The organism is Streptomyces sp. NPDC036984 (genome assembly GCF_055607665.1).
This window is the reverse complement of the sequence record NZ_JBVJRL010000017.1, coordinates 127,349-147,596: the sequence shown is the minus strand read 5'-3', so window position 1 is coordinate 147,596 and position 20,248 is coordinate 127,349. Positions and strand designations below refer to the sequence as shown.

Annotated in this window: 18 protein-coding genes; 4 read left to right on the top strand and 14 right to left on the bottom strand. The window is 71.8% G+C overall.

All coding sequences use genetic code 11. The features are described 5' to 3' along the window. The first annotated feature begins 3 nt into the window (after positions 1-3). The gene (locus ACZ7DL_RS27990) at positions 4-3,045 is read left to right on the top strand and encodes an NACHT domain-containing protein (protein WP_470778172.1); all 3,042 of its coding nucleotides are present in this window, start codon (positions 4-6) and stop codon (positions 3,043-3,045) included. A 64-nt stretch (positions 3,046-3,109) separates the two neighbouring features. Here the strand turns inward: ACZ7DL_RS27990 and ACZ7DL_RS27985 are convergent, their stop codons facing one another. Further along, positions 3,110-5,635 (bottom strand): ATP-dependent Clp protease ATP-binding subunit, encoded by a 2,526-nt coding sequence (locus tag ACZ7DL_RS27985; RefSeq protein ID WP_470778171.1) that lies wholly within the window; start codon positions 5,633-5,635, stop codon positions 3,110-3,112. A gap of 430 nt (positions 5,636-6,065) precedes the next feature. Between ACZ7DL_RS27985 and ACZ7DL_RS27980 the strand changes: the two genes are divergently transcribed. Beyond that, the gene (locus ACZ7DL_RS27980; protein WP_470778170.1) at positions 6,066-6,815 is read left to right on the top strand and encodes an SCO3374 family protein; all 750 of its coding nucleotides are present in this window, start codon (positions 6,066-6,068) and stop codon (positions 6,813-6,815) included. Here ACZ7DL_RS27980 and ACZ7DL_RS27975 read toward each other — a convergent pair. The 10 genes from ACZ7DL_RS27975 to ACZ7DL_RS27930 form a co-directional block, all read right to left on the bottom strand. Beyond that, positions 6,794-7,129: a histone-like nucleoid-structuring protein Lsr2 gene (locus ACZ7DL_RS27975; protein ID WP_059251614.1), complete on the bottom strand. Its 336-nt coding sequence runs from the start codon at positions 7,127-7,129 to the stop codon at positions 6,794-6,796. The two genes, ACZ7DL_RS27980 and ACZ7DL_RS27975, sit on opposite strands and share 22 nt — an antisense overlap. A 203-nt stretch (positions 7,130-7,332) precedes the next feature. Beyond that, positions 7,333-7,866, bottom strand: coding sequence for an amino-acid N-acetyltransferase (locus ACZ7DL_RS27970; RefSeq protein WP_361694271.1), 534 nt, complete (start codon positions 7,864-7,866; stop codon positions 7,333-7,335). A 9-nt stretch (positions 7,867-7,875) separates the two neighbouring features. Then, entirely contained in the window at positions 7,876-8,292 is a 417-nt protein-coding gene (locus ACZ7DL_RS27965) for a BlaI/MecI/CopY family transcriptional regulator (RefSeq protein ID WP_470778168.1), read from the bottom strand. A 207-nt stretch (positions 8,293-8,499) separates the two neighbouring features. Next, positions 8,500-8,664, bottom strand: coding sequence for a hypothetical protein (locus tag ACZ7DL_RS27960; protein WP_470778167.1), 165 nt, complete (start codon positions 8,662-8,664; stop codon positions 8,500-8,502). 335 nt (positions 8,665-8,999) lie between these two features. Then, positions 9,000-9,665, bottom strand: a complete 666-nt coding sequence (locus ACZ7DL_RS27955) for a hypothetical protein (RefSeq protein ID WP_470778242.1) — start codon at positions 9,663-9,665, stop codon at positions 9,000-9,002. Positions 9,666-9,823: 158 nt separating this feature from the next. Next, positions 9,824-10,621 (bottom strand): type III pantothenate kinase, encoded by a 798-nt coding sequence (locus ACZ7DL_RS27950; RefSeq protein WP_470778166.1) that lies wholly within the window; start codon positions 10,619-10,621, stop codon positions 9,824-9,826. Between the two features lie 5 nt (positions 10,622-10,626). Then, on the bottom strand, positions 10,627-11,604 hold the full coding sequence (gene nadC / locus ACZ7DL_RS27945; protein ID WP_470778164.1) for a carboxylating nicotinate-nucleotide diphosphorylase: 978 nt from the start codon (positions 11,602-11,604) through the stop codon (positions 10,627-10,629). A gap of 26 nt (positions 11,605-11,630) precedes the next feature. After that, the gene (locus tag ACZ7DL_RS27940) at positions 11,631-13,328 is read right to left on the bottom strand and encodes an L-aspartate oxidase (protein ID WP_470778163.1); all 1,698 of its coding nucleotides are present in this window, start codon (positions 13,326-13,328) and stop codon (positions 11,631-11,633) included. Then, positions 13,325-14,326 carry a pantoate--beta-alanine ligase gene (gene panC / locus ACZ7DL_RS27935; RefSeq protein ID WP_470778161.1) on the bottom strand — a complete coding sequence of 334 codons (1,002 nt, stop codon included), beginning with the start codon at positions 14,324-14,326 and terminating at the stop codon, positions 13,325-13,327. The genes ACZ7DL_RS27940 and panC overlap by 4 nt, the downstream gene beginning before the upstream one ends. Then, a complete protein-coding gene (locus ACZ7DL_RS27930; RefSeq protein WP_470778159.1) occupies positions 14,323-15,288 on the bottom strand; it encodes a Rossmann-like and DUF2520 domain-containing protein in 966 nt (321 codons plus the stop codon). Before ACZ7DL_RS27930 ends, panC begins: the two co-directional genes overlap by 4 nt. A 183-nt stretch (positions 15,289-15,471) precedes the next feature. On the opposite strand from ACZ7DL_RS27930, the gene ACZ7DL_RS27925 reads away from it, so the two are divergent. After that, the gene (locus ACZ7DL_RS27925) at positions 15,472-16,629 is read left to right on the top strand and encodes a threonine aldolase family protein (RefSeq protein ID WP_470778157.1); all 1,158 of its coding nucleotides are present in this window, start codon (positions 15,472-15,474) and stop codon (positions 16,627-16,629) included. Between the two features lie 52 nt (positions 16,630-16,681). Here ACZ7DL_RS27925 and ACZ7DL_RS27920 read toward each other — a convergent pair whose 3' ends face one another. Further along, the gene (locus ACZ7DL_RS27920) at positions 16,682-16,888 is read right to left on the bottom strand and encodes a hypothetical protein (RefSeq protein ID WP_470778155.1); all 207 of its coding nucleotides are present in this window, start codon (positions 16,886-16,888) and stop codon (positions 16,682-16,684) included. 195 nt (positions 16,889-17,083) lie between these two features. Here ACZ7DL_RS27920 and ACZ7DL_RS27915 point away from each other — a divergent pair, with 195 nt between their 5' ends. Then, the gene (locus tag ACZ7DL_RS27915) at positions 17,084-18,187 is read left to right on the top strand and encodes a DUF5937 family protein (protein WP_470778153.1); all 1,104 of its coding nucleotides are present in this window, start codon (positions 17,084-17,086) and stop codon (positions 18,185-18,187) included. Between the two features lie 51 nt (positions 18,188-18,238). Here ACZ7DL_RS27915 and ACZ7DL_RS27910 read toward each other — a convergent pair whose 3' ends face one another. Together ACZ7DL_RS27910 and ACZ7DL_RS27905 are read right to left on the bottom strand one after the other, a co-directional pair. Then, positions 18,239-18,910 (bottom strand): response regulator, encoded by a 672-nt coding sequence (locus ACZ7DL_RS27910; protein ID WP_470778151.1) that lies wholly within the window; start codon positions 18,908-18,910, stop codon positions 18,239-18,241. A 95-nt stretch (positions 18,911-19,005) separates the two neighbouring features. Then, positions 19,006-20,211: a sensor histidine kinase gene (locus tag ACZ7DL_RS27905; protein ID WP_470778149.1), complete on the bottom strand. Its 1,206-nt coding sequence runs from the start codon at positions 20,209-20,211 to the stop codon at positions 19,006-19,008. Positions 20,212-20,248: the final 37 nt, after the last annotated feature.

Genomic DNA, 20,248 nt, shown 5'->3' with positions numbered 1-20,248 from the left:
CGGATGGAGCCGGCCGTACTGGGCAGCAAGCTGGCCTCCAGCTTGCTCGGCCCGCTGGTGAAGAGACTGTTCGTCCAGGGCGGACCGGGCGCGGGACTGGTCGACCGGCCGGTGCGGCTTTCGGCGCTGGTGTCGTTCCGGGGTGAGAAGCGGACCCTGGCCGAGAAGGACGTGCACCGGCTGGCCGAGCGGATCGTGGCGCAGGCGGTGGCGTCGCCGGGCGAGCCCCCGTTCCCCGCCGACGAACAGGGGGCCGTGGCCGATGCACTGGCCCGCAGGCTGCTCGCCCTGGGCGACCTGGACATGGACGACGTACAGGCCGTACGCCTGGGCCACCAGGAGCTGGCCAAGCGGCTGAACTACGGCTCCCCCGCCGCCGACGGCCTGTCCGCCGACGCCTGCTACTTCCTCGACTCGGCCACCGAGTGGGCGTGCGTGCAGATACTGGAGTTCTTCACCCGCCGCTCCTCCTTCGTGGCACGCACGCTCGTCGAACAGAGCCGCTACTACGCCGAGCTCATCTCCAAGGTCGATGAGTTGATCTCCCGTGTCCCGCGGCCCGACGCCCGGGACACCGACTTCGAGCGCCGCTACCTGCCCTACGTCGCCGCCCAGCACGACCACATCACCATCTACGGCATCGACCTGCGCGACTCCCCCGACCGCTGGCCGCTGGAGGTCGCGTACCTCAGCCTGGAGGCGACCACCGCGCAGGAGGCTCCGCCGGAGGAACTGCCGGATGAGCGCCCGGCCGTCACCGCAGGTCGGCTGCCCGCCGAGGAAGCGCTGCTGACGGACTCCCGCGTCCTGCTGCGCGGCGACGCGGGGTCCGGCAAGACGACGCTGGTGCAGTGGCTGGCGGTCACGGCGGCCAGGCACAGCGGCCGCATCCCCTACGTGCTGCCCCTGCGCACCCTGATCCGCACGGGTCCCCTCCCGCCACCATCCGACTTCCTCAAGGCGGTGAGCTGCCCGCTGACGCCGCCGGACGGCTGGGCGGAACGCGTTCTGACGGCGGGACGTGGGCTGGTCCTGGTGGACGGCCTGGACGAGATCCCGGCCGCCGACCGCCACCACACCCGCGGCTGGCTCCGCTCCCTGCTCCAGGCCTACCCCGGCAACCGCTGGCTCCTGACCTCCCGCCCCACCGCCGTACGCCCCGACTGGCTGGCCCAGGAGGGCTTCCGGGAACTCACCCTGGCCCCGATGCGCCGCACCGACGTGGCGACGTTCGTCCACCGCTGGCACCAGGCGGCGCGGGCACCGGAGTACGAGCAGCCGCTCCTGGACTCCCTGCGCACCAAGCGGGACTTGGCCCGCCTGGCCACCAACCCCCTGATGTGCGGCCTGATCTGCGCCCTGCACCGGGAACGCCGGGGCTATCTGCCCACCGGCCGCAAGGAGCTGTACGACGCCGCCCTGTCGATGCTGCTCGCCCGGCGGGACCGGGAGCGGGGGATGGGGGTCGAGCCGGGTGAGGAAGTACAGCTGGAGCTGCTCCAGCGGCTGGCGTACGCGCTGGTGCTGAGCGGCCGCACGGAGATGGACGTCGACACGGCCGAGGGGATCGTGGAGCGCTGCCTGCCCGCGGTCGCATCGGCGCAGGGGGACGCGGCGACGGTGCTGCGGGACCTGCTCCTGCGCAGCGGCCTGCTGCGCCAGCCGGCCGAGGGGGTGGTCGACTTCGTCCACCGCACCTTTCAGGACTACCTGGGCGCCCGGTACGCGGTCGAGGAGGGCCACCTGGACGTCCTGGTCGGCCATGCCGACGACACGCAGTGGGAGGACGTCATCCGCATGGCGGTGGCGCACGCCCGGCCTCGCGAACGGGCCGTCGTCCTACGACGGTTGCTGGAGCGGGACACTCCTCGCCTGACCCTGCTGGCGCTGGCCTGCCTGGAGCATGCGGCGGCTTTGCAGCCAGGCGTGCGAGCGGAGGTGGAGTCACGAGCCGCCGCGCTGATCCCACCGCACACGGTGGAAGACGCCCGGGCTCTGGCCGAGGCCGGTCCGCTGGTGCTGGAACTGCTGCCGGGGCCGGAGGGGCTCACGGACGAGGAGGCGCAGGGCGTCGCGATCACCGCCTCACTGCTCGGCGAGGAGGAGCCGGAGGGAGCGATGGCGGTACTGCGGCGGTTCCGCGAGCATCCTGATCTGGACGTGCGGCGACAGCTCGTCGGAACATGGGGCCGGTTTCCCGCCGAGGAATACGCGGCCGAGGTGCTGGACCACCTCTCCCGGGCGGAACTGCGGATGACCTGCGAGTCGGAGGAGCAGCGCGCGGCTCTGGCCCGGATGCGGCCGTGGCCCGACCTCACGATCCGGGGCGCACACCGGTTGGAGGACATCCTGGCCGGGACGCCGACGCCCGAGGGGGTGAGGTCGCTGACCCTTACGGAGAACCCTCACCTCACCGATCTCAGCGCTCTCTTGCCGTTCAGCTCGCTGACCCAGCTGTGGATCGACGACTGCCCGGCGGCATACGGCGTGGAAAACCTTCGTGCTCTGCCGCTCACGCTGTTCGGCTGCTCGGGTCTCACCGATCTGACAGGGCTGCGCTTCCTGCGGTCGCTCACCACGATCACTGTGAGCCAGGAGCTGCCGGGCGACAGTCTCACCGACACCTTGCCGGTCGACGCACCGCTGGAATTCCTCTTCCTCGGCGCGCACAGCACCGATCGAACAGGGTTGCGAGGGCTGCAGAACCTGACGAGTCTGCAAGCGCTGAGCCTCGGGCCGCTGACGAGGCCACTGACGGCCGGCGACTGGCGGGAGACCGCCCGGCTTCCGGAACTGACCGACCTCTACCTGAACGCGAAGATCGTCCGGGATTTCCCCGACTCCTTCGCACAGATGCCGGATCTACCCGGTATCGAGACACTCCGCGTATCCATGATGCTCGGTACCGAGAACCTTTCCGACCTTGCGTCCCGGTTGCCGGGATTGCGCCAGGTGATTCTGACGAACCGGCACGGGCACACCTTCCCGCTCTCCCGTTTCGCCCCCTTCTTCCCCGGAGCGGACGTCACCCTGGACCGCCTCTGAGGACGGCGAAAGGGGCCGGCGCCCAAAGGCACCGGCCCCTTCACTCGGCTGAACCGCCGGAGGCTTACGCGTCCTTGCTCAGGTTGGGCCCAGCCCCACCCGCGGCCTGCTCGATCGGCGGGACATCGGGCAGCGCCGACTTCTCCTCACCCCGGAAGGTGAAGGTCTGGGCGTCGCCCTCGCCCTCGGTGTCCACGACCACGATGTGACCGGGGCGCAGCTCGCCGAAGAGGATCTTCTCCGAGAGCGTGTCCTCGATCTCGCGCTGGATCGTGCGGCGCAGCGGCCGCGCGCCCAGCACCGGGTCGTAACCCTTCTTGGCCAGCAGCTCCTTGGCGGACTGGGAGAGCTCGATGCCCATGTCCCGGTCCTTCAGGCGCTCGTCCACCTTGCCGACCATCAGGTCGACGATCCGCAGGATGTCCGCCTGCGTCAGCTGCGGGAAGACGACCACGTCGTCGACGCGGTTGAGGAACTCGGGGCGGAAGTGCTGCTTCAGCTCGTCCGACACCTTGTTCTTCATGCGCTCGTAGTTGGTCTTCGTGTCACCCGAGGCCGCGAAGCCCAGGTTGAAGCCCTTGGAGATGTCCCGGGTGCCGAGGTTGGTCGTCATGATGATGACCGTGTTCTTGAAGTCCACGACCCGGCCCTGGGAGTCGGTCAGGCGACCGTCCTCCAGGATCTGGAGCAGCGAGTTGAAGATGTCCGGGTGGGCCTTCTCGACCTCGTCGAAGAGGACGACGGAGAACGGCTTGCGGCGGACCTTCTCGGTCAGCTGGCCGCCCTCTTCGTAACCCACGTATCCGGGCGGGGAACCGAAGAGACGCGACACCGTGTGCTTCTCGCTGAACTCCGACATGTCGAGGGAGATCAGCGCGTCCTCGTCACCGAAGAGGAACTCGGCGAGCGCCTTGGACAGCTCGGTCTTACCGACACCGGACGGGCCGGCGAAGATGAACGAACCACCCGGACGCTTCGGGTCCTTCAGACCGGCACGCGTACGGCGGATCGCCTTCGACAGCGCCTTGACGGCGTCGTTCTGGCCGATGACCCGCTTGTGGAGCTCGTCCTCCATGCGCAGCAGGCGGGACGACTCCTCCTCCGTGAGCTTGAAGACGGGGATGCCCGTCGCCGTGGCGAGGACCTCGGCGATCAGCTCGCCGTCGACCTCGGCGACGACGTCCATGTCGCCGGCCTTCCACTCCTTCTCGCGCTTGGCCTTGGCGGCCAGGAGCTGCTTCTCCTTGTCGCGCAGCGAGGCGGCCTTCTCGAAGTCCTGCGAGTCGATCGCGGACTCCTTGTCCCGGCGGACGGCGGCGATCTTCTCGTCGAACTCGCGCAGGTCCGGCGGAGCGGTCATCCGGCGGATGCGCATCCGGGAACCGGCCTCGTCGATCAGGTCGATCGCCTTGTCCGGCAGGAAGCGGTCCGAGATGTACCGGTCGGCCAGGGTGGCGGCCTGGACCAGGGCCTCGTCCGTGATGGAGACGCGGTGGTGCGCCTCGTACCGGTCGCGCAGACCCTTGAGGATCTCGATCGTGTGCGGCAGGGACGGCTCGGCGACCTGGATGGGCTGGAAGCGGCGCTCCAGGGCCGCGTCCTTCTCCAGGTGCTTGCGGTACTCGTCCAGGGTGGTCGCACCGATGGTCTGGAGCTCACCGCGGGCCAGCATCGGCTTGAGGATGCTCGCCGCGTCGATGGCGCCCTCGGCGGCACCCGCACCGACCAGCGTGTGCAGCTCGTCGATGAACAGGATGATGTCGCCGCGGGTGCGGATCTCCTTGAGCACCTTCTTCAGGCGCTCCTCGAAGTCACCGCGGTAGCGGGAGCCGGCGACCAGGGCGCCGAGGTCCAGCGTGTAGAGGTGCTTGTCCTTGAGCGTCTCGGGCACCTCGCCCTTGACGATGGCCTGGGCGAGGCCCTCGACGACGGCGGTCTTGCCGACGCCGGGCTCACCGATCAGCACCGGGTTGTTCTTCGTACGGCGGGACAGCACCTGCATGACCCGCTCGATCTCCTTCTCGCGCCCGATGACCGGGTCGAGCTTGGATTCACGAGCGGCCTGGGTGAGGTTCCGGCCGAACTGGTCCAGGACGAGAGAGGTCGAGGGGGTGCCCTCGGCCGGGCCGCCCGCGGTGGCGGTCTCCTTGCCCTGGTAACCGGAGAGCAGCTGGATGACCTGCTGCCGCACCCGGTTGAGGTCTGCGCCCAGCTTGACCAGGACCTGGGCGGCGACGCCCTCGCCCTCGCGGATCAGGCCGAGCAGGATGTGCTCCGTGCCGATGTAGTTGTGGCCCAGCTGAAGGGCCTCGCGGAGCGACAGCTCCAGGACCTTCTTGGCACGGGGGGTGAAGGGGATGTGCCCGGACGGGGCCTGCTGGCCCTGGCCGATGATCTCCTCCACCTGCTGACGGACCGCCTCAAGCGAAATGCCGAGGCTCTCCAGGGCCTTAGCGGCGACACCTTCGCCCTCGTGGATGAGACCCAGGAGGATGTGCTCGGTGCCGATGTAGTTGTGGTTGAGCATCCGGGCTTCTTCCTGAGCCAGGACGACAACCCGCCGCGCGCGGTCGGTGAACCTCTCGAACATCGTTAATCGCTCCTCAGAGCGGTCAGGCAGTGGGGGGAACTTCCCCTCCCTGTCCTTCCGCAGCTTAGTCCCGCAAGCGGGGACCGCTCATTCCAACTGCCGACACCGTCGATGGCCTCCTGACCCCGAACGCCGACATCTGCTCCAACCCGATGGTGCGAGACGATGTTCCCGCAGGCCAGGCAGTTACCCCAGTCGCCAGTACGCCGATGGCGAACGTGAGACGGCCTGTCCTGCGTGTCGCCCCCTCCCACTAGGCATGTCTTACCCGCAGGGACGGACACTCCATGCGGCGCGCACCGGTTCCCTCCGCTATGGGCGAACAACCTTGCGCCTCCCCGGACCCCCAAGCGCCCCCTTTTCCGGCACTCTGCGCAGCAGACAGGCCACCCAGCGTAACCTGACGGCCGCTCCGGCGGTTTCACTTGGCATGGTTGGCTCCGTCCCCACGACCCCCACCGTCCCTCTTCCCCGCCGGCCCCTCGATCCGGATGCACCCGGCAGCGGCGGTCCGGTCGCCGGTGATCTCTCCGGCGGTGTTTTCCCCACCGGAGCTCTCTGCGCCGGCCCGGACGCACGGGCCCGGCTCTGGTACGAGAACGATCTGGGCTGGCCGACAGTGCCCGGGCGGCCGCTGAGGCTGCTCACGGGGGTGCGGTTCGACGTCCTGGACGTGCCGGCCGAGGCGGGCGCGGAAGCGCTCCGGCATCTCGCGCCGGGCTCTCCGGTGGCCCTGCGGGGCGACCGGATGGAGCTGCTGGTGGCCGCGGGCAGCGCGGAGGAGCTGCCCGGACTGCTGGACTGGCTGGAGTGGGGCGCCGTGGCTCTGGACCTGCGGGTCCTGGGAGCGGGCGACATGCTGGAGGCACCGCCGCCACCTGGGCAGGCCGCGGCCGCCGCGGGACTGGAACCGGTGCGGTCCTCACCCGCACGCGGACGGACCGCGCTCCTTGCCCCCGAAGCCGTGCAGGGGGCCGCTTCGTGGCTGCGGCCCCCCGGGCCGGGAGGCGAGGCCGAGGCCTCGCTGCCGGCGATGCCGGCCGTGGGGCGCGAGGGGAGCGCCCCCGATCTCGTACGACTGGTGGACACGGTGGCAGCTCACTGTCACCGGGTCCGGCTGCGGCGCGTGTGCGCCGGTCATCCCGCCGGCCGGCGGAATCAGCCGTTGGCCTTCTCGTAGGCCTCGCGGATGGAGGCCGGGACGCGGCCGCGGTCGTTGACCTCGTAGCCGTTCTCCTTCGCCCAGGCGCGGATGGCCGCGGTGTCCTGGTTGCCGCCGGAAGCGGCACGCGCCTTTCCACGCCCACCGGAGGCACGGCCGCCGGTACGGCGCCCGCCCTTCACATAGGGGTCGAGAAGGCTACGCAGCTTGTCCGCATTGGCAGTCGTGAGATCGATCTCATACGTCTTGCCGTCCAGCGCGAACGTCACGGTCTCGTCCGCCTCGCCGCCGTCGAGGTCGTCGACAAGAAGGACCTGAACCTTCTGTGCCACCGCATTTCCTTTCATCGATAACGTTGAGGGCCAGGGGTGTGCGGCGTCCGCCGTTTCGCCGCCCCTGTTATATGCAGTACTGCAGTACGTCGGAAAGCAAACCGCTTTTGCCGGAAAAACACAAACCCCCGGGAGTGACTCAGTGGACCGCCCGCGCCCGGAAACATGCGCGTTTCGGACATAGGGCACCGGGGCAATGACGATCACAGATGCAGAAGCATCCGGCTGTTGCCCAAGGTGTTCGGCTTCACTCGTTCGAGACCGAGGAACTCCGCGACGCCCTCGTCATAGGAACGCAAGAGCTCCGCGTAGACATCGGTGTCGACCGGTGTCTCCCCGATCTCCACGAAGCCGTGCTTGCCGAAGAAGTCCACTTCGAAGGTCAGGCAGAAAACCCGGCGAACGCCGAGCCAGCGCGCGGTCTGGAGCAACTTCTCCAGCAACTGATGCCCCACGCCGGCGCCCTTGAGGCCGGGCTTCACCGCCAGAGTGCGCACTTCCGCGAGGTCCTCCCACATGACGTGCAGGGCACCGCAGCCGACCACCTCGGCGTTGTCGTCGCGTTCCGCGACCCAGAACTCCTGGATGTCCTCGTAAAGGGTGACCGTGGCTTTGTCGAGCAGGATCCGGTCGCGGACGTAGGCGTCGAGGAGGTGGCGCACGGCGGGGACATCGCTGGTCCGGGCCCGTCGGACGGTGATGGCTTTTGCGGAGACTTCGGGACGCTCTGCTGACATGAGCGGACGCTATCGCCCGTCGGCCTCCCCCGCCGCGCCGGGGTTCTCCTCTTGCCGGGCTTCGGGGGCTTCCTGTTGCCGCGCAGCTTCCTGGGTTTCTTCCGGGCCCTGGACGATGCGTACGGCGTCCCTGAGGGCCTGACGCTGTTCCTCGCTCATCATCCCGAAGAAGGCGACGAGAGCGGCGGCCGGGTTGTCGCTCTGCGACCAGGCGTCGTTCATCAGGGCGGCGGCGTAGGCGGCGCGTGTCGACACGGCCTCATATCGATAGGCCCGGCCTTCCGCCTCGCGGCGCACCCAGCCCTTCTGATGGAGATTGTCCAAAACGGTCATCACGGTGGTGTATGCGATGGAGCGTTCCTGCTGGAGGTCTTCCAGGACTTCTCGAACGGTCACCGGGCGGTTCCACTTCCACACCCGCGTCATGACCGCGTCTTCGAGTTCTCCCAAGGGGCGAGGCACAGCTCAGAACAATAGTGGGAGATCCCGGCAATGGCGTGCCGGACGTGCGCTAGGACTACAAACGCGAACAAAAAGGGCGTACGACTCGGAAAGCGCCGGAGCGCGGGAGCCGTACGCCAGGACGGGGGAGGGCTTTTGCCGGGGGCTGCCTGAAGTGCGCCGAAGCCCTGCTCAGGCGTCGCCGCGGGCGGCTGCCTCGCGGGCGAGGGCAGCGTCGACGGCCGCGTCCTCCTTGGTCTTGGCGGCCCCGCCCTGGGTCTTCACGATCACCCTGACCACACCGACGAAGAACACAGCCATGACGACCGGCGGCACGAGCGCGGAGACGTAGTCCATGCCTCCAGAGTAGCCAGCCGGGAACGGGCGAAAGGGGCGGGGTGCACGAACCCCGGCGGGGGTCGAGTCGCTTACCGGCGCCAGCAGGGCGCCTCCCCCGGGCTCTCGGCTCACTCGAGCAGAAGGCCCCCCGTGCCACCTGGGGGTCCCCGTGCTCGTGCTCGAAGAGCTGGGGGGAGACACGACTGCCCGCAACGGCGGCGGCGCCGTGACGCCGACGGCACTGCGACCCCCAGCGGCCGCCGACGAGCCCACCGCACGAGGGCGCCCGCCCCCGACCGCGGGAGCCGCGTGGGTGGTGCGGGTGGGAAATGGGGCTCGGTCGGCGGCCGGGGTCAGCCCGCGGCGAGTTGGCGGGGCTCTGTCGGCTCGGCGGGGGGCGAGGGCTTGCGGCGCGGGAAGACCTCACCCGGCGTGGGGATGGGCCGCTTCGGCGCCGCAGGCCCCGGCTCCGGTGCGGGCCGCTCCGCGGGCCCCGGCGCCGGCTTCGTCGCGGGGTTCTGCGGGGGCTGTGAGGGCCTGTCGGGCTGCCCCTCGTCCTGGCAGACCCCCGACTCCCCCGCGCCGCCGGCAAGGGCCAGCAGGCGCGTCCGCGCGGGCGGCACGGCGGGCGCCGGCACCTTTCGCGACCCCTGCGCGAACCGGGCTCGCACGTCCTGCTCCGCCAGCGCCCGGCAGCGGTCCAGCAGCGCGGCCGCCGCGGGGTTCCCGCGCAGCGCCCGGAGCGCGGCGAGGTCGTCCGGCGTCGGCCGGTGCCCGGCTCCGAGCACCTCCTCCAGCAGGGCCAGGTAACCGGCGGCGGTGCCCGGCAGGGCGGCCCGGTACCGGCCCAGGTCGGCCACCAGGAAGGCGCGCAGTCTGGCCCCCTCGCACATCGCCTCGTCGAGCGACTCGGCGAGCCGGAAACAGTCCTGCACGTCCTCGGCGGAGGCGTGGCCGGGGTGGAGGGCGAGGGCGAGGGCGCGGCGGAGCACACGCAGCTCCTCCACGCCGAACGCCATGCCGCCGCGGGATCCATATGGCGTGGGCATGCGGCGACGCTACCGTCTAATCGGACAAAAGTGACGAATCCGGACGTTGTTTCGCCGCGTGTCGCTCCGGGTTTCCCTCGTCCGGGGTCACCGGCGGGGCCGGCGGCCGCGCGGGCGCCGGCCGTCCCTCACAGCCGCGAGACGTTCCGCTCGTACACCATGCGCAGCCCGATCAGCGTCAGCCACGGCTGGTGCTCGTCGATCACCGAGGACTCGCCCAGCACCATCGGCGCGAGACCACCCGTGGCGATCACCGTCACCTCGTCCGGATCGTCCGCCAGCTCCCGCGCCATCCGGCTGACCACCCCGTCGACCTGGCCGGCGAACCCGTACACGATGCCCGCCTGCATGGCCTCGACCGTGTTCTTGCCGATCACGCTGCGCGGCCGGGCCACCTCGATCTTCCGCAGCTGCGCACCCTTGACGCCGAGCGCCTCCACGGAGATCTCGATGCCGGGCGCGATCACCCCGCCGACGTACTCCCCGCGCGCGGAGACCGCGTCGAAGGTGGTCGCCGTACCGAAGTCCACGACGATCGCCGGGCCGCCGTACAGCTCGACGGCCGCGACCGCGTTGATGATCCGGTCCGCGCCGACCTCCTTGGGATTGTCGGTGAGGATCGGCACGCCCGTCTTCACGCCCGGCTCGACCAGGACGGCGGGCACGTCGCCGTAGTACCGCCGGGTGACCTCGCGCAGCTCGTGCAGCACCGACGGGACGGTCGCGCAGATCGCGATGCCGTCGATGCCGTCGCCCAGCTCCTCACCGAGCAGCGGGTGCATGCCCATCAGCCCCTGGAGCAGCACCGCCAGCTCGTCCGCCGTGCGGCGCGCGTCCGTGGAGATGCGCCAGTGCTCGACGATGTCCTCGCCGTCGAACAGACCGAGGACGGTGTGCGTGTTGCCGACGTCGATCGTGAGCAGCATCGCCGTTACTCCGCCTCGCGCAGGTCCAGGCCGATGTCCAGGATCGGCGAGGAGTGGGTGAGCGCGCCGACGGCCAGGAACTCCACGCCGGTCTCGGCGTACGCGCGCGCGTTGGCGAGCGTCAGCCGCCCGGATGCCTCCAGCAGCGCCCGGCCGCCGACGATGCCCACGGCCTCCGCGCACTCGTTCGGCGTGAAGTTGTCCAGCAGGATCAGGTCGGCGCCCGCCTCCACGACCTCGCGCAGCTGGTGCAGGGTGTCGACCTCCACCTCGATCGGCACGTCCGGGAAAGCCTCCCGTACGGCCTTGAAGGCCTGTGCGACGCCGCCGGCGGCGACCACGTGGTTGTCCTTCACCAGGGCCGCGTCGGACAGCGACATGCGGTGGTTGACGCCCCCGCCGCAGCGCACGGCGAACTTCTCCAGCGAGCGCAGGCCCGGGGTCGTCTTGCGGGTGTCGCGCACGCGCGTCTTGGTGCCCTCCAGCGCGTCCGCCCAGGCGCGCGTGGCGGTCGCGATGCCGGACAGGCGGCACAGGATGTTCAGCGCGCTGCGCTCGGCGGTGAGCAGGTCACGCGTACGCGTGGTGACCGACAGCAGCTTCTGCCCGGCCTCGATCCGGTCACCGTCCTCCACGTGCCGCTCGACCTCGAACTCGTCCGTGCAGACCACGGAGAGCACGGCCTCGGCGACCCGGAGGCCGGCCACGACGCCCGCCTCGCGCGCGGTGAAGTCGGCGGTGGCCACCGCGTCCTCGGGGATGGTCGACACGGTCGTCACGTCCACGCCGCCGTCCAGGTCCTCCTGGATGGCGACGTTGGCGATGTCCTCGACCTCCACGGGGTCGAGTCCGGCGGCGGCCAGCAACTCGGCGAGCGCGGGGTCGAGCCCGCACTCCAGGTACTCCTCGTCGCCCTCGGCGCCGCAGGCGCAGCCGTCGCCGCAGCCACCGGTCGGGGCGAGAGGAAGGTCGTCGGTGCTCACGTCTGTCACTGCTCCTGGGGCGCTTGTTACCGGATAGGGGGGAAGTCTGCGGTGTCGGTGGTGCGTACGGCCAGCGACCGGTCCGGGTTGAGCCGTACGACGATGTGGCGCCGCCAGTTCGTGTCGTCGCGCTCGGCCCGGTCCTCGCGCCAGTGGCAGCCGCGGGTCTCCTCGCGCAGCCGGGCGGCGGCGACCAGGACCCGGGCCACGCACAGGAGGTTCGTCGCCTCCCAGGTGTCCACGCCGGGCTCGGCGGTCTTGCCGTTCTCCTCCAGCGCGTCCCGGGCCTCGCTGTGCAGCTTCTGGAGCTGGTCCGCGGCCTTGGCGAGGGACTCCTCGGAGCGCAGCACGCCCGCGCCCTCGGTCATGATCCGCTGGATGGCGAACCGGGACTCGGGGGCGAGCAGCGGGTGCGCGGGCTTGCCCGGGGACGGGACCGGCGCGGGCACGCGCGCGTGGAGGCCGTTCTCGGCCCGCACGGCGGCGATGTCGGCGGCGATCCGCTCGGCGTAGACGAGCCCTTCCAGGAGGGAGTTGGAGGCCAGCCGGTTGGCGCCGTGCACGCCGGTGCAGGCGACCTCGCCGCACGCGTACAGGCCCGGCACGGTCGTCCGGCCCCGGGCGTCGGTGCGGACACCTCCGGAGGCGTAGTGGGCGGCCGGGGCGATCGGGATGGGCTCGGTGACCGGGTCGATGCCGTTCGACCGGCAGGCGGCCAGGATGGTCGGGAAGCGGTGCTCCCACATGTCGGCGCCGAAGTGCCGGGCGTCGAGGAACATGTGCTCCGCGTCCTGCTCCAGCATCCGCCGCAGGATGCCCTTGGCGACGATGTCCCGCGGCGCCAGCTCCGCCAGCTCGTGCTGGCCGACCATGAAGCGCACACCGTCCCCGTCGACCAGGTGGGCGCCCTCACCGCGCACCGCCTCCGAGACGAGCGGCTGCTGCCCCTCGGCCTCCGGGCCGAGGAAGAGCACCGTCGGGTGGAACTGCACGAATTCGAGGTCGCTCACCTCCGCGCCCGCGCGCAGCGCCAGCGCCACGCCGTCGCCGGTCGACACCGACGGGTTGGTGGTCGCGGAGAACACCTGGCCCATGCCGCCGGTCGCGAGGACGACCGCGGGGGCGTGCACGGCGCCCACGCCGTCGTGCTGGCCCTCCCCCATCACGTGCAGGGTGACCCCGGCCGCGCGGCCGTCGGGGTCGGTCAGCAGATCCAGCACGAGCGCGTTCTCGATCGTGCGCAGCCCACGCGCCTGTACGGCCTCCACGAGCGCCCGGGAGACCTCCGCGCCGGTCGCGTCGCCGCCCGCGTGCGCGATCCGGCGCCGGTGGTGGCCGCCCTCGCGGGTGAGGTGGATGCCGCCCTCGTCGTCGGTGTCGAAGTGGGCGCCGGTGGAGATCAGCCGCCGTACGGCGTCGGGGCCCTCGGTGACGAGGATCCGTACGGCCTCCTCGTCGCACAGGCCCGCGCCCGCGACCAGTGTGTCCTCCAGGTGCTGTTCGGGGGTGTCGCCCTCGCCGAGGGCGGCCGCGACGCCGCCCTGCGCCCAGCGGGTGGAGCCGTCGTCGAGGCGCGCCTTGGTGACCACGACCGTGGTCAGGCCTGCCGCGTGGCAGCGCAGGGCGGCGGTCAGGCCGGCCACGCCGGACCCGACGATGACCACGTCCGCGGAGATGGACCACCCGGGGGCGGGTGCGTGCAGTCGTATGCCCGTGCTGGTCACAAGGCGGCTCCGAGGGATCCGAAGGTGAGCGGGATGTTGTCGATCAACCGGGTCGTGCCGACCCGGGCCGCGACGGCGAGGACGGCCTCGCCGGTGAAGTCGTCGCCGATCTCGGTGAAGTCGGCGGGGTCGACCAGCGCCAGGTAGTCCAGCCGGAGCGGCGGGTCGAAGCGGGCGGCCTCGTCCAGCACCGTCCGGGCGGCCGCCCGGACGGCCGCCGGGCCGCCGGGCGCGGCGGTGGCCACCGCGTGCGCGTCGGCCGCCGCGCGGGACTCCCCTATGGCGCTCAGCGCCTCGGCACGCGCGTGCGTGGAGGGCACCTCCCGGGCCCGCGCGCGCAGCGCCTCCTGCGCCGCGTGCCGGTCCCGGCCGGCGAACAGCGCGCGGGACAGCGCGAGCGCGGTACGGCGCTCCTCCGCCGAGAGGTAGCGGTTGCGGCTGGACAGGGCGAGCCCGTCCTCCTCGCGCACGGTCGGTACGGCGACGATCTCGACGCCGAAGTTCAGGTCCCGCACCATGCGCCGGATCAGGGCCAGCTGCTGGGCGTCCTTCTGCCCGAACAGGGCGATGTCGGGGCGGGTGAGGTGCAGCAGCTTGGCGACGACGGTGAGCATGCCGTCGAAGTGGCCGGGCCGCGAGGCCCCCTCCAGGCGCTCGCCCATGGGGCCCGCGGAGACGCGCACCTGGGGTTCACCGCCGGGGTAGACCTCGTCGACGGAGGGCGCGAACACGGCGTCGGCGCCCGCCTGCTCGGCGAGCTTCAGGTCGGCGTCCAAGGTGCGCGGGTAGCGGTCCAGGTCCTCGCCGGCACCGAACTGGAGCGGGTTGACGAAGACCGTGACGACGACCTCGCCGTCCCGGCCGGCGATCTCGCGCGCGGTGCGGATGAGGGTCGCGTGGCCCTCGTGCAGGGCGCCCATGGTCATCACGACGGCGCGGCGGCCGTGGCGCACGCGCGCGTGCAGCTCGTCGGCGGTGCTCAGCAGGGCGGTGGTCATCGGTCGTTCCCCTCGGTGCCGGTCGTGCCGTCGGTGCCGGTCGTGCCGCCCGTTGCGCCGGCCCCGTCGGCGAGCACCCCGAGCAGGTCCTCGGCGAGTTCCGGCTTCAGCAGGCCGTGGGCGAGCGCGCGGTCGGCGGTCGCGCGGGCCATCGCCAGATAGCCCGCCACGGTCTGCGGGGCGTGCCGGCGCAGCTCGCTGACGTGCGCGGCGACCGTGCCCGCGTCCCCGCGCGCGACCGGCCCGGTCAGGGCGGCGTCGCCGGAGCGCAGGGCGTTGTCCAGGGCGGCGCCGAGCAGCGGGCCGAGCATCCGGTCGGGCGCCTCCACACCGGCCGTGCGCAGCAGCTCCATGGACTGGGCGACCAGGGTCACCAGGTGGTTGGCGCCGAGCGCGAGGGCCGCGTGGTACAGCGGGCGGTTCTGCTCGCTGATCCACTCCGGCTCGCCGCCCATCTCGATCACCAGGGCCTCGGCGGCCAGCCGCAGCTCCTCGGGCGCGGTGACGCCGAAAGAGCAGCCCGCGAGCCGCTGGACGTCCACGGGCGTGCCGGTGAAGGTCATCGCCGGGTGCAGGGCCAGCGGCAGCGCGCCCACCCGCAGGGCCGGGTCGAGGACCTTGGTGCCGTACCGCCCGGAGGTGTGCACGAGCAGCTGTCCCGGCCGTACCGCGCCCGTGTCGGCGAGCCCGGCGACCAGGCCCGGCAGGGCGTCGTCGGGGACCGTGAGCAGCACCAGGTCGGCGCGCTGGAGCACCTCGGCGGGCGGCACCAGCGGGACGTCCGGGAGCATGGTCTCGGCACGCCTGCGGGAGGCGTCGGAGACTCCGGAGACGGCCACCGGGCGGTGCCCGGCGAGCTGGAGTGACGCGGCCAGCGCGGGGCCCACACGGCCGGCGCCGACGACGCCGACGGTGAGCCGCGCGGGGCGGTCCTTGAGGTCTTGCTGGTGGACTGTACTCACGCGACGGCGGCCTTCCCGTTCCAGTCCGCTCTGGGTACCGGACGATTTCTCGTCATGTTAACGCTATCGGGTACGGCGGCGGCCGGTTGTCCACAGGCTGTGGGTTTCGCCACGCCCTCGCGGCGGGCCGGCCGCACCGTAATTCGGGTGCCCCCGCTCGGGTGACGCGGCATGATCACGCGCATGAGCGACGCGGTGGGGCAGGACGAGGTGCGGTCGGTGCGGGAGCGGCGGGCGGCCGCCTACCGGACGGCCCGGGTGCTGTCGCGCCCCAGCCTGCGCGACACGATCCGGGAACGGCTGACGGAGCTGATGGACACGGCGCCCGAGGTCTACGACCTGGACGAGCCGGGCGATCTGTACGGCGACCGGATCGTGGCGCATCTGGAGGAACGGGTCGCCGCCCTGCTCGGTATGGAGGCCGCCGCGTTCTTCCCGACCGGCACCATGGCGCAGCAGGTCGCCCTGCGCTGCTGGGCCGCCCGCACCGGCAGCCCGACGGTCGCCCTGCACCCGCTCGCCCACCCGGAAGTGCACGAGCGGAACGCCTTCAGAGACGTAAGCGGCCTGCGCTCGGTCCACCCGACCACCGAACCCCGGCTGCCCACGGCCGCCGAGGTGCACGACTTCGAAGAGCCCTTCGGCACACTCATGCTGGAACTGCCCCTCAGGGACGCCGGTTTCGTGCTGCCCACATGGCAGGAGCTGACCGAGGTCGTCGCGGCGGCGCGGGAGCGCGACGCGGTGGTGCACTTCGACGGCGCGCGCCTGTGGGAGTCCACCGTGCACTTCGGCCGCCCGCTGGAGGAGATCGCCGGCCTCGCCGACACCGTCTACGTGTCGTTCTACAAGTCCCTCGGCGGCTTCGGCGGTGCCGCGGTCGCCGGCCCGAGGACGCTGATCGAGGAGGCCAAGGCCTGGCGGCACCGGTACGGCGGCATGATCGTGCAGCAGTTCCCCACGGTGCTGTCGGCGCTCGCCGGGCTCGACCGGAAGCTGCCCCGGCTGCCCGAGTACGTGCGGCACGCGCGCGTGGTGGCCTCCTCGCTGCGCGAGGGGCTGGCGGGCGCCGGGGTGCCCTGGTCGCGCGTCCACCCGGCCGAACCGCACATCCACCAGTTCCAGGTCTGGGTGCCGTACGACGCGGACGTGGCGGCCGAGGCGGCGGTGCGGCAGGCCGAGGAGTCCTCGGTGCTGCTGTTCGCGAGCGGCTGGGAGCAGGCCGGCCCCGGGCTGGCGTGCACGGAGGTCACGGTGGACGAGGCCGGGCTGGAGTGGACGGCGGAGGATGTGCGGGCGGCGGCCGGCGCGTTCGTGGCGCGGCTGCAGAAGAGGGCCTAGCCGGGAACCCGTGCGTCCGGTTGGGCGCACGGGACTTCCTACGGCGCGTGGATCACAGCGCGCGCGGGCGCAGCCAGCGGTTCAGGGCGCCCCGCAGCCGCCCGCGCGCCGGACGCTCGGCGATGACCGCGCGGAAGCGCCGGTATTCGCTCAGCTCGCGCACCAGATCGAGGTCGTGGCGGCCCGGTGCGGGCGGCTCGGGCTCGCCGTGCAGGCGGGCGCGGTAGCTGTCGAGGTGGTACTGCTGAGTGATGCTCATGGCGGATCGCCTTCTCGGGACGTGAACTGATCACTGTCTGATCGCTGACTGATCACCGACCGCTCGGTGACTGATCGGGCTCCGCGGCTGCCCCGGTGCCTTCAGCCTGCTCCGGTGCGGAGCCGATGTCCCGTGGATTGACGACTGCCGTCAATCGACGCGGGCGATGTCGGTGGGCGGGTGCACGATGGGGTCATGAGCGTGACCATCGACATCACCGGGCTGTCCGTGGAGCGGGTCTCCGTCGTGCCCTCTCCCCTGGCCGAGCTGGGAATGGCGTTGCACGCGCTCAGCGAGCCCGGCCACCACCCCGACCTGCGGGGCTGGGCCACCGCCGTCTCCTCCCGGCTGGACCCCTGCCTGGCCGACCGGCTGTGCGAGGCGGACTTCCTGTGGCGTACGACGTTCTCGGACGTCTTCGCCCCCTTCGGCGCCGTCCCGGGCGGCCGCGCGCTCCCCGGCGCCACACTCGCCGAAGAGCTGGACCTGCTGGACAAGCTGACGGACGAACAGTTCGTCAACGCGGCTCTGGAGTTCACCTGCCAGCTGCGCTACGACGTCCGGGACCCCGGCCCGCTGGCCGACCCGGAGCTGCGCCGCCGCTCCCTCGAACTGGCCGCCGCGCGCGGTGCCGTACAGGAGCGGTTCACGCGCCGGCTGCTGGAGGACCCGCCGGTCGTACGGGCGTGGTTCCGGCAGCTGATGCTCGACTGCGACGAGGCGTTCTTCGCCGACACCTGGGCCCGCCTCGAACCCCAGCTCGCCGCCGACGCCCGGCACAAGACCGAACTGCTGCGCCACAAGGGCCTCGGCGCAGCCCTCGCATCCCTCTCCGGTGCGGTCTCCCTGGACGAGGAGGCCGCGCTGATCACGGTCGACAAGCTGCTGGTGGGGCGCACCGCCACCGGCGACGGCGGCCTGGTGCTGGTGCCGACCAGCCTCGGCTGGCCGCACCTGATGGTCCTGCACCGGTACGGCTGGCAGCCCTCGATCACCTACCCGGCGAGCGGTTCGCGTCCCCAGGCCCCGTCCGTCGAGCAGCTCACCCGCCGGCTGGAGGCGCTGGCGCACCCGGTGCGGATGCGGCTGTGCCGGCACCTCGCGCGCGCCCCGCACACCACCAGCGAGCTGGCGGACGCGCACGGCATGTCGGCGCCCGAGATATCCCGGCACCTGTCGGTGCTGAAGAAGGCGGGCCTGATCACCGGCTGCCGCCGCGGCCGGTACGTCCAGCACCAGCTGGACCTGTCCGCCGTGGGCCGGCTGGGCAGCGACTTCATCGAGGGCGTCCTGCGCTGAGGCCCGGGCCGGCCCGGGCTCCCCGCGCCGGAGCCGGTGCGCGCTGTGGCGTCAGCCGTGGCCGCCCGCCCGCACCAGCCCCGTCTCGTACGCCAGCACCACCACCTGGACCCGGTCGCGCAGGCCGAGCTTGGTCAGGATGCGGCCCACATGCGTCTTCACCGTCGCCTCGCTCAGCACCAGCCGCGCCGCGATCTCGCCGTTGGACAGGCCCTGCGCGACCAGCACCATCACCTCGCGCTCCCGCTCGGTGAGTCGCTCCAGCTCCTTGTGCTGTGGTTCCTTGCCGGCGGAGGGCAGCATCGGCGCGAAGCGGTCCAGCAGGCGCCGGGTGGTGGAGGGCGCCACGACCGCGTCCCCGCTGTGCACGGCGCGGATCGCGGCCAGCAGGTCACCGGGCGGTACGTCCTTGAGCATGAAGCCCGAGGCGCCTGCCTTCAGCCCGGAGAAGGCGTACTCGTCCAGGTCGAACGTGGTCAGGATGAGCACCTTCGGCGCGTCCGGCTCCGAGCAGATCCGCCGGGTGGCCTCCACGCCGTCCAGCTTCGGCATGCGGACGTCCATCAGGATGACGTCGACGGCGGTGGACCGCAGCACCTGGAGGGCCTCCACGCCGTCGCCCGCCTCCGCGACCACGTCCATGTCCGGCTGGGCGGCGAGCACCATCCGGAACCCGGTGCGCAGCAGCACCTGGTCGTCGACGAGCATCACGCGGATCGTCATCGGGTCCTCTTCCGTGTCTTCGGTTGCCGGCCTCGATTTCCGGCTTCGGTTGCCGGCTTCGGTTGCCGTGGGGCGTGCGCGGGTGTGTGGCGGAGTCAGAGCGCCGGTTTGAGCGGCAGCAGGGCGCTGATGCGGAATCCTCCGCCCGGGCGCGGACCGGCGTCCAGGGTGCCACCGACCATGCCGACGCGCTCCCGCATGCCGATCAGGCCGTGGCCCTTTCCGTCGGCGCCGCCCTCCTCGTACAGCTCGTGCGGGGCACCCTTGCCGTCGTCCTCCACCAGCAGACCGAGGCCGTCGTCGAAGTAGACCAGCCGTACGCTCGCGCCGGCGTTGGGCCCGCCGTGCTTGCGGGTGTTGGTGAGCGCCTCCTGCACGATCCGGTACGCGGTCAGCTCCACACCGCTGGGCAGCGGGCGCGGGGTGCCCTCCACCTTGAAGTCGACCGGGAGGCCGGAGCTGCGGCACTGCTCGACGAGGTCGTCGATCTGCTCGACGTCGGGCTGCGGGACGTACTCCCCGGTCTCCTGGTGCTCACCGGTGCGCAGTACGCCCAGCAGGCGGCGCATCTCGGCCAGCGCCTGGCGGCCGGTGGAGGAGATCGTCTCCAGGGCCTTCTTCGCCTGGTCGGGCGCGGTGTCCATGACGTAGGCGGCGCCGTCGGCCTGCACCACCATCACCGACACGTTGTGCGCGACGACGTCGTGCAGCTCGCGCGCGATACGGGCGCGTTCGGCGGCGACCGCGACCTTCGCCTGCGCCTCGCGCTCCTTCTCCAGGCGGGCCGCGCGCTCCTCCAGCTGGGCGAAGTAGGCGCGCCGGGTGCGCATGGAGTCACCGAGCACCCAGGCGAGGGCGAAGGGCACCGTCTGGAAGACGGCTATGGCGATCTGCCCGGCGAAGCTGCTGTGCTCGGCCGGCCAGCGGATCTGGGCCATGGTCGCCGCGCAGAGGCTGACGGCGAGTGCGAGCCGGGAGGCCCAGCGCGCTCCGACCGCCGCGACCGTGTAGGTGATCACCAGCATGGCGAAGTCGGCGACGGTCGTCTCCACGTCCAGGACCACCTGGACCAGCCCGGTGACGAGAGCGACGAGCAGCATCGGCTCGGGGAAACGGCGGCGCAGCGCCACGACGACACACAGGACGGCGGAGACGGCCATCCCCATGGCGATCGTGCCGTGGTGACCGGGCACCCCGTCGAGGTTGACCACGCTCAGCCCGGACACCCCGAGCAGGACGACGGCCCAGAAGGTGTCGACCCATGTCGGGTGGCGGCGGAGGAAGTCATAGAGGCGCTGCACGTAACCCAGAGTAGGGAAACGGGATGCGTGCAGGGGT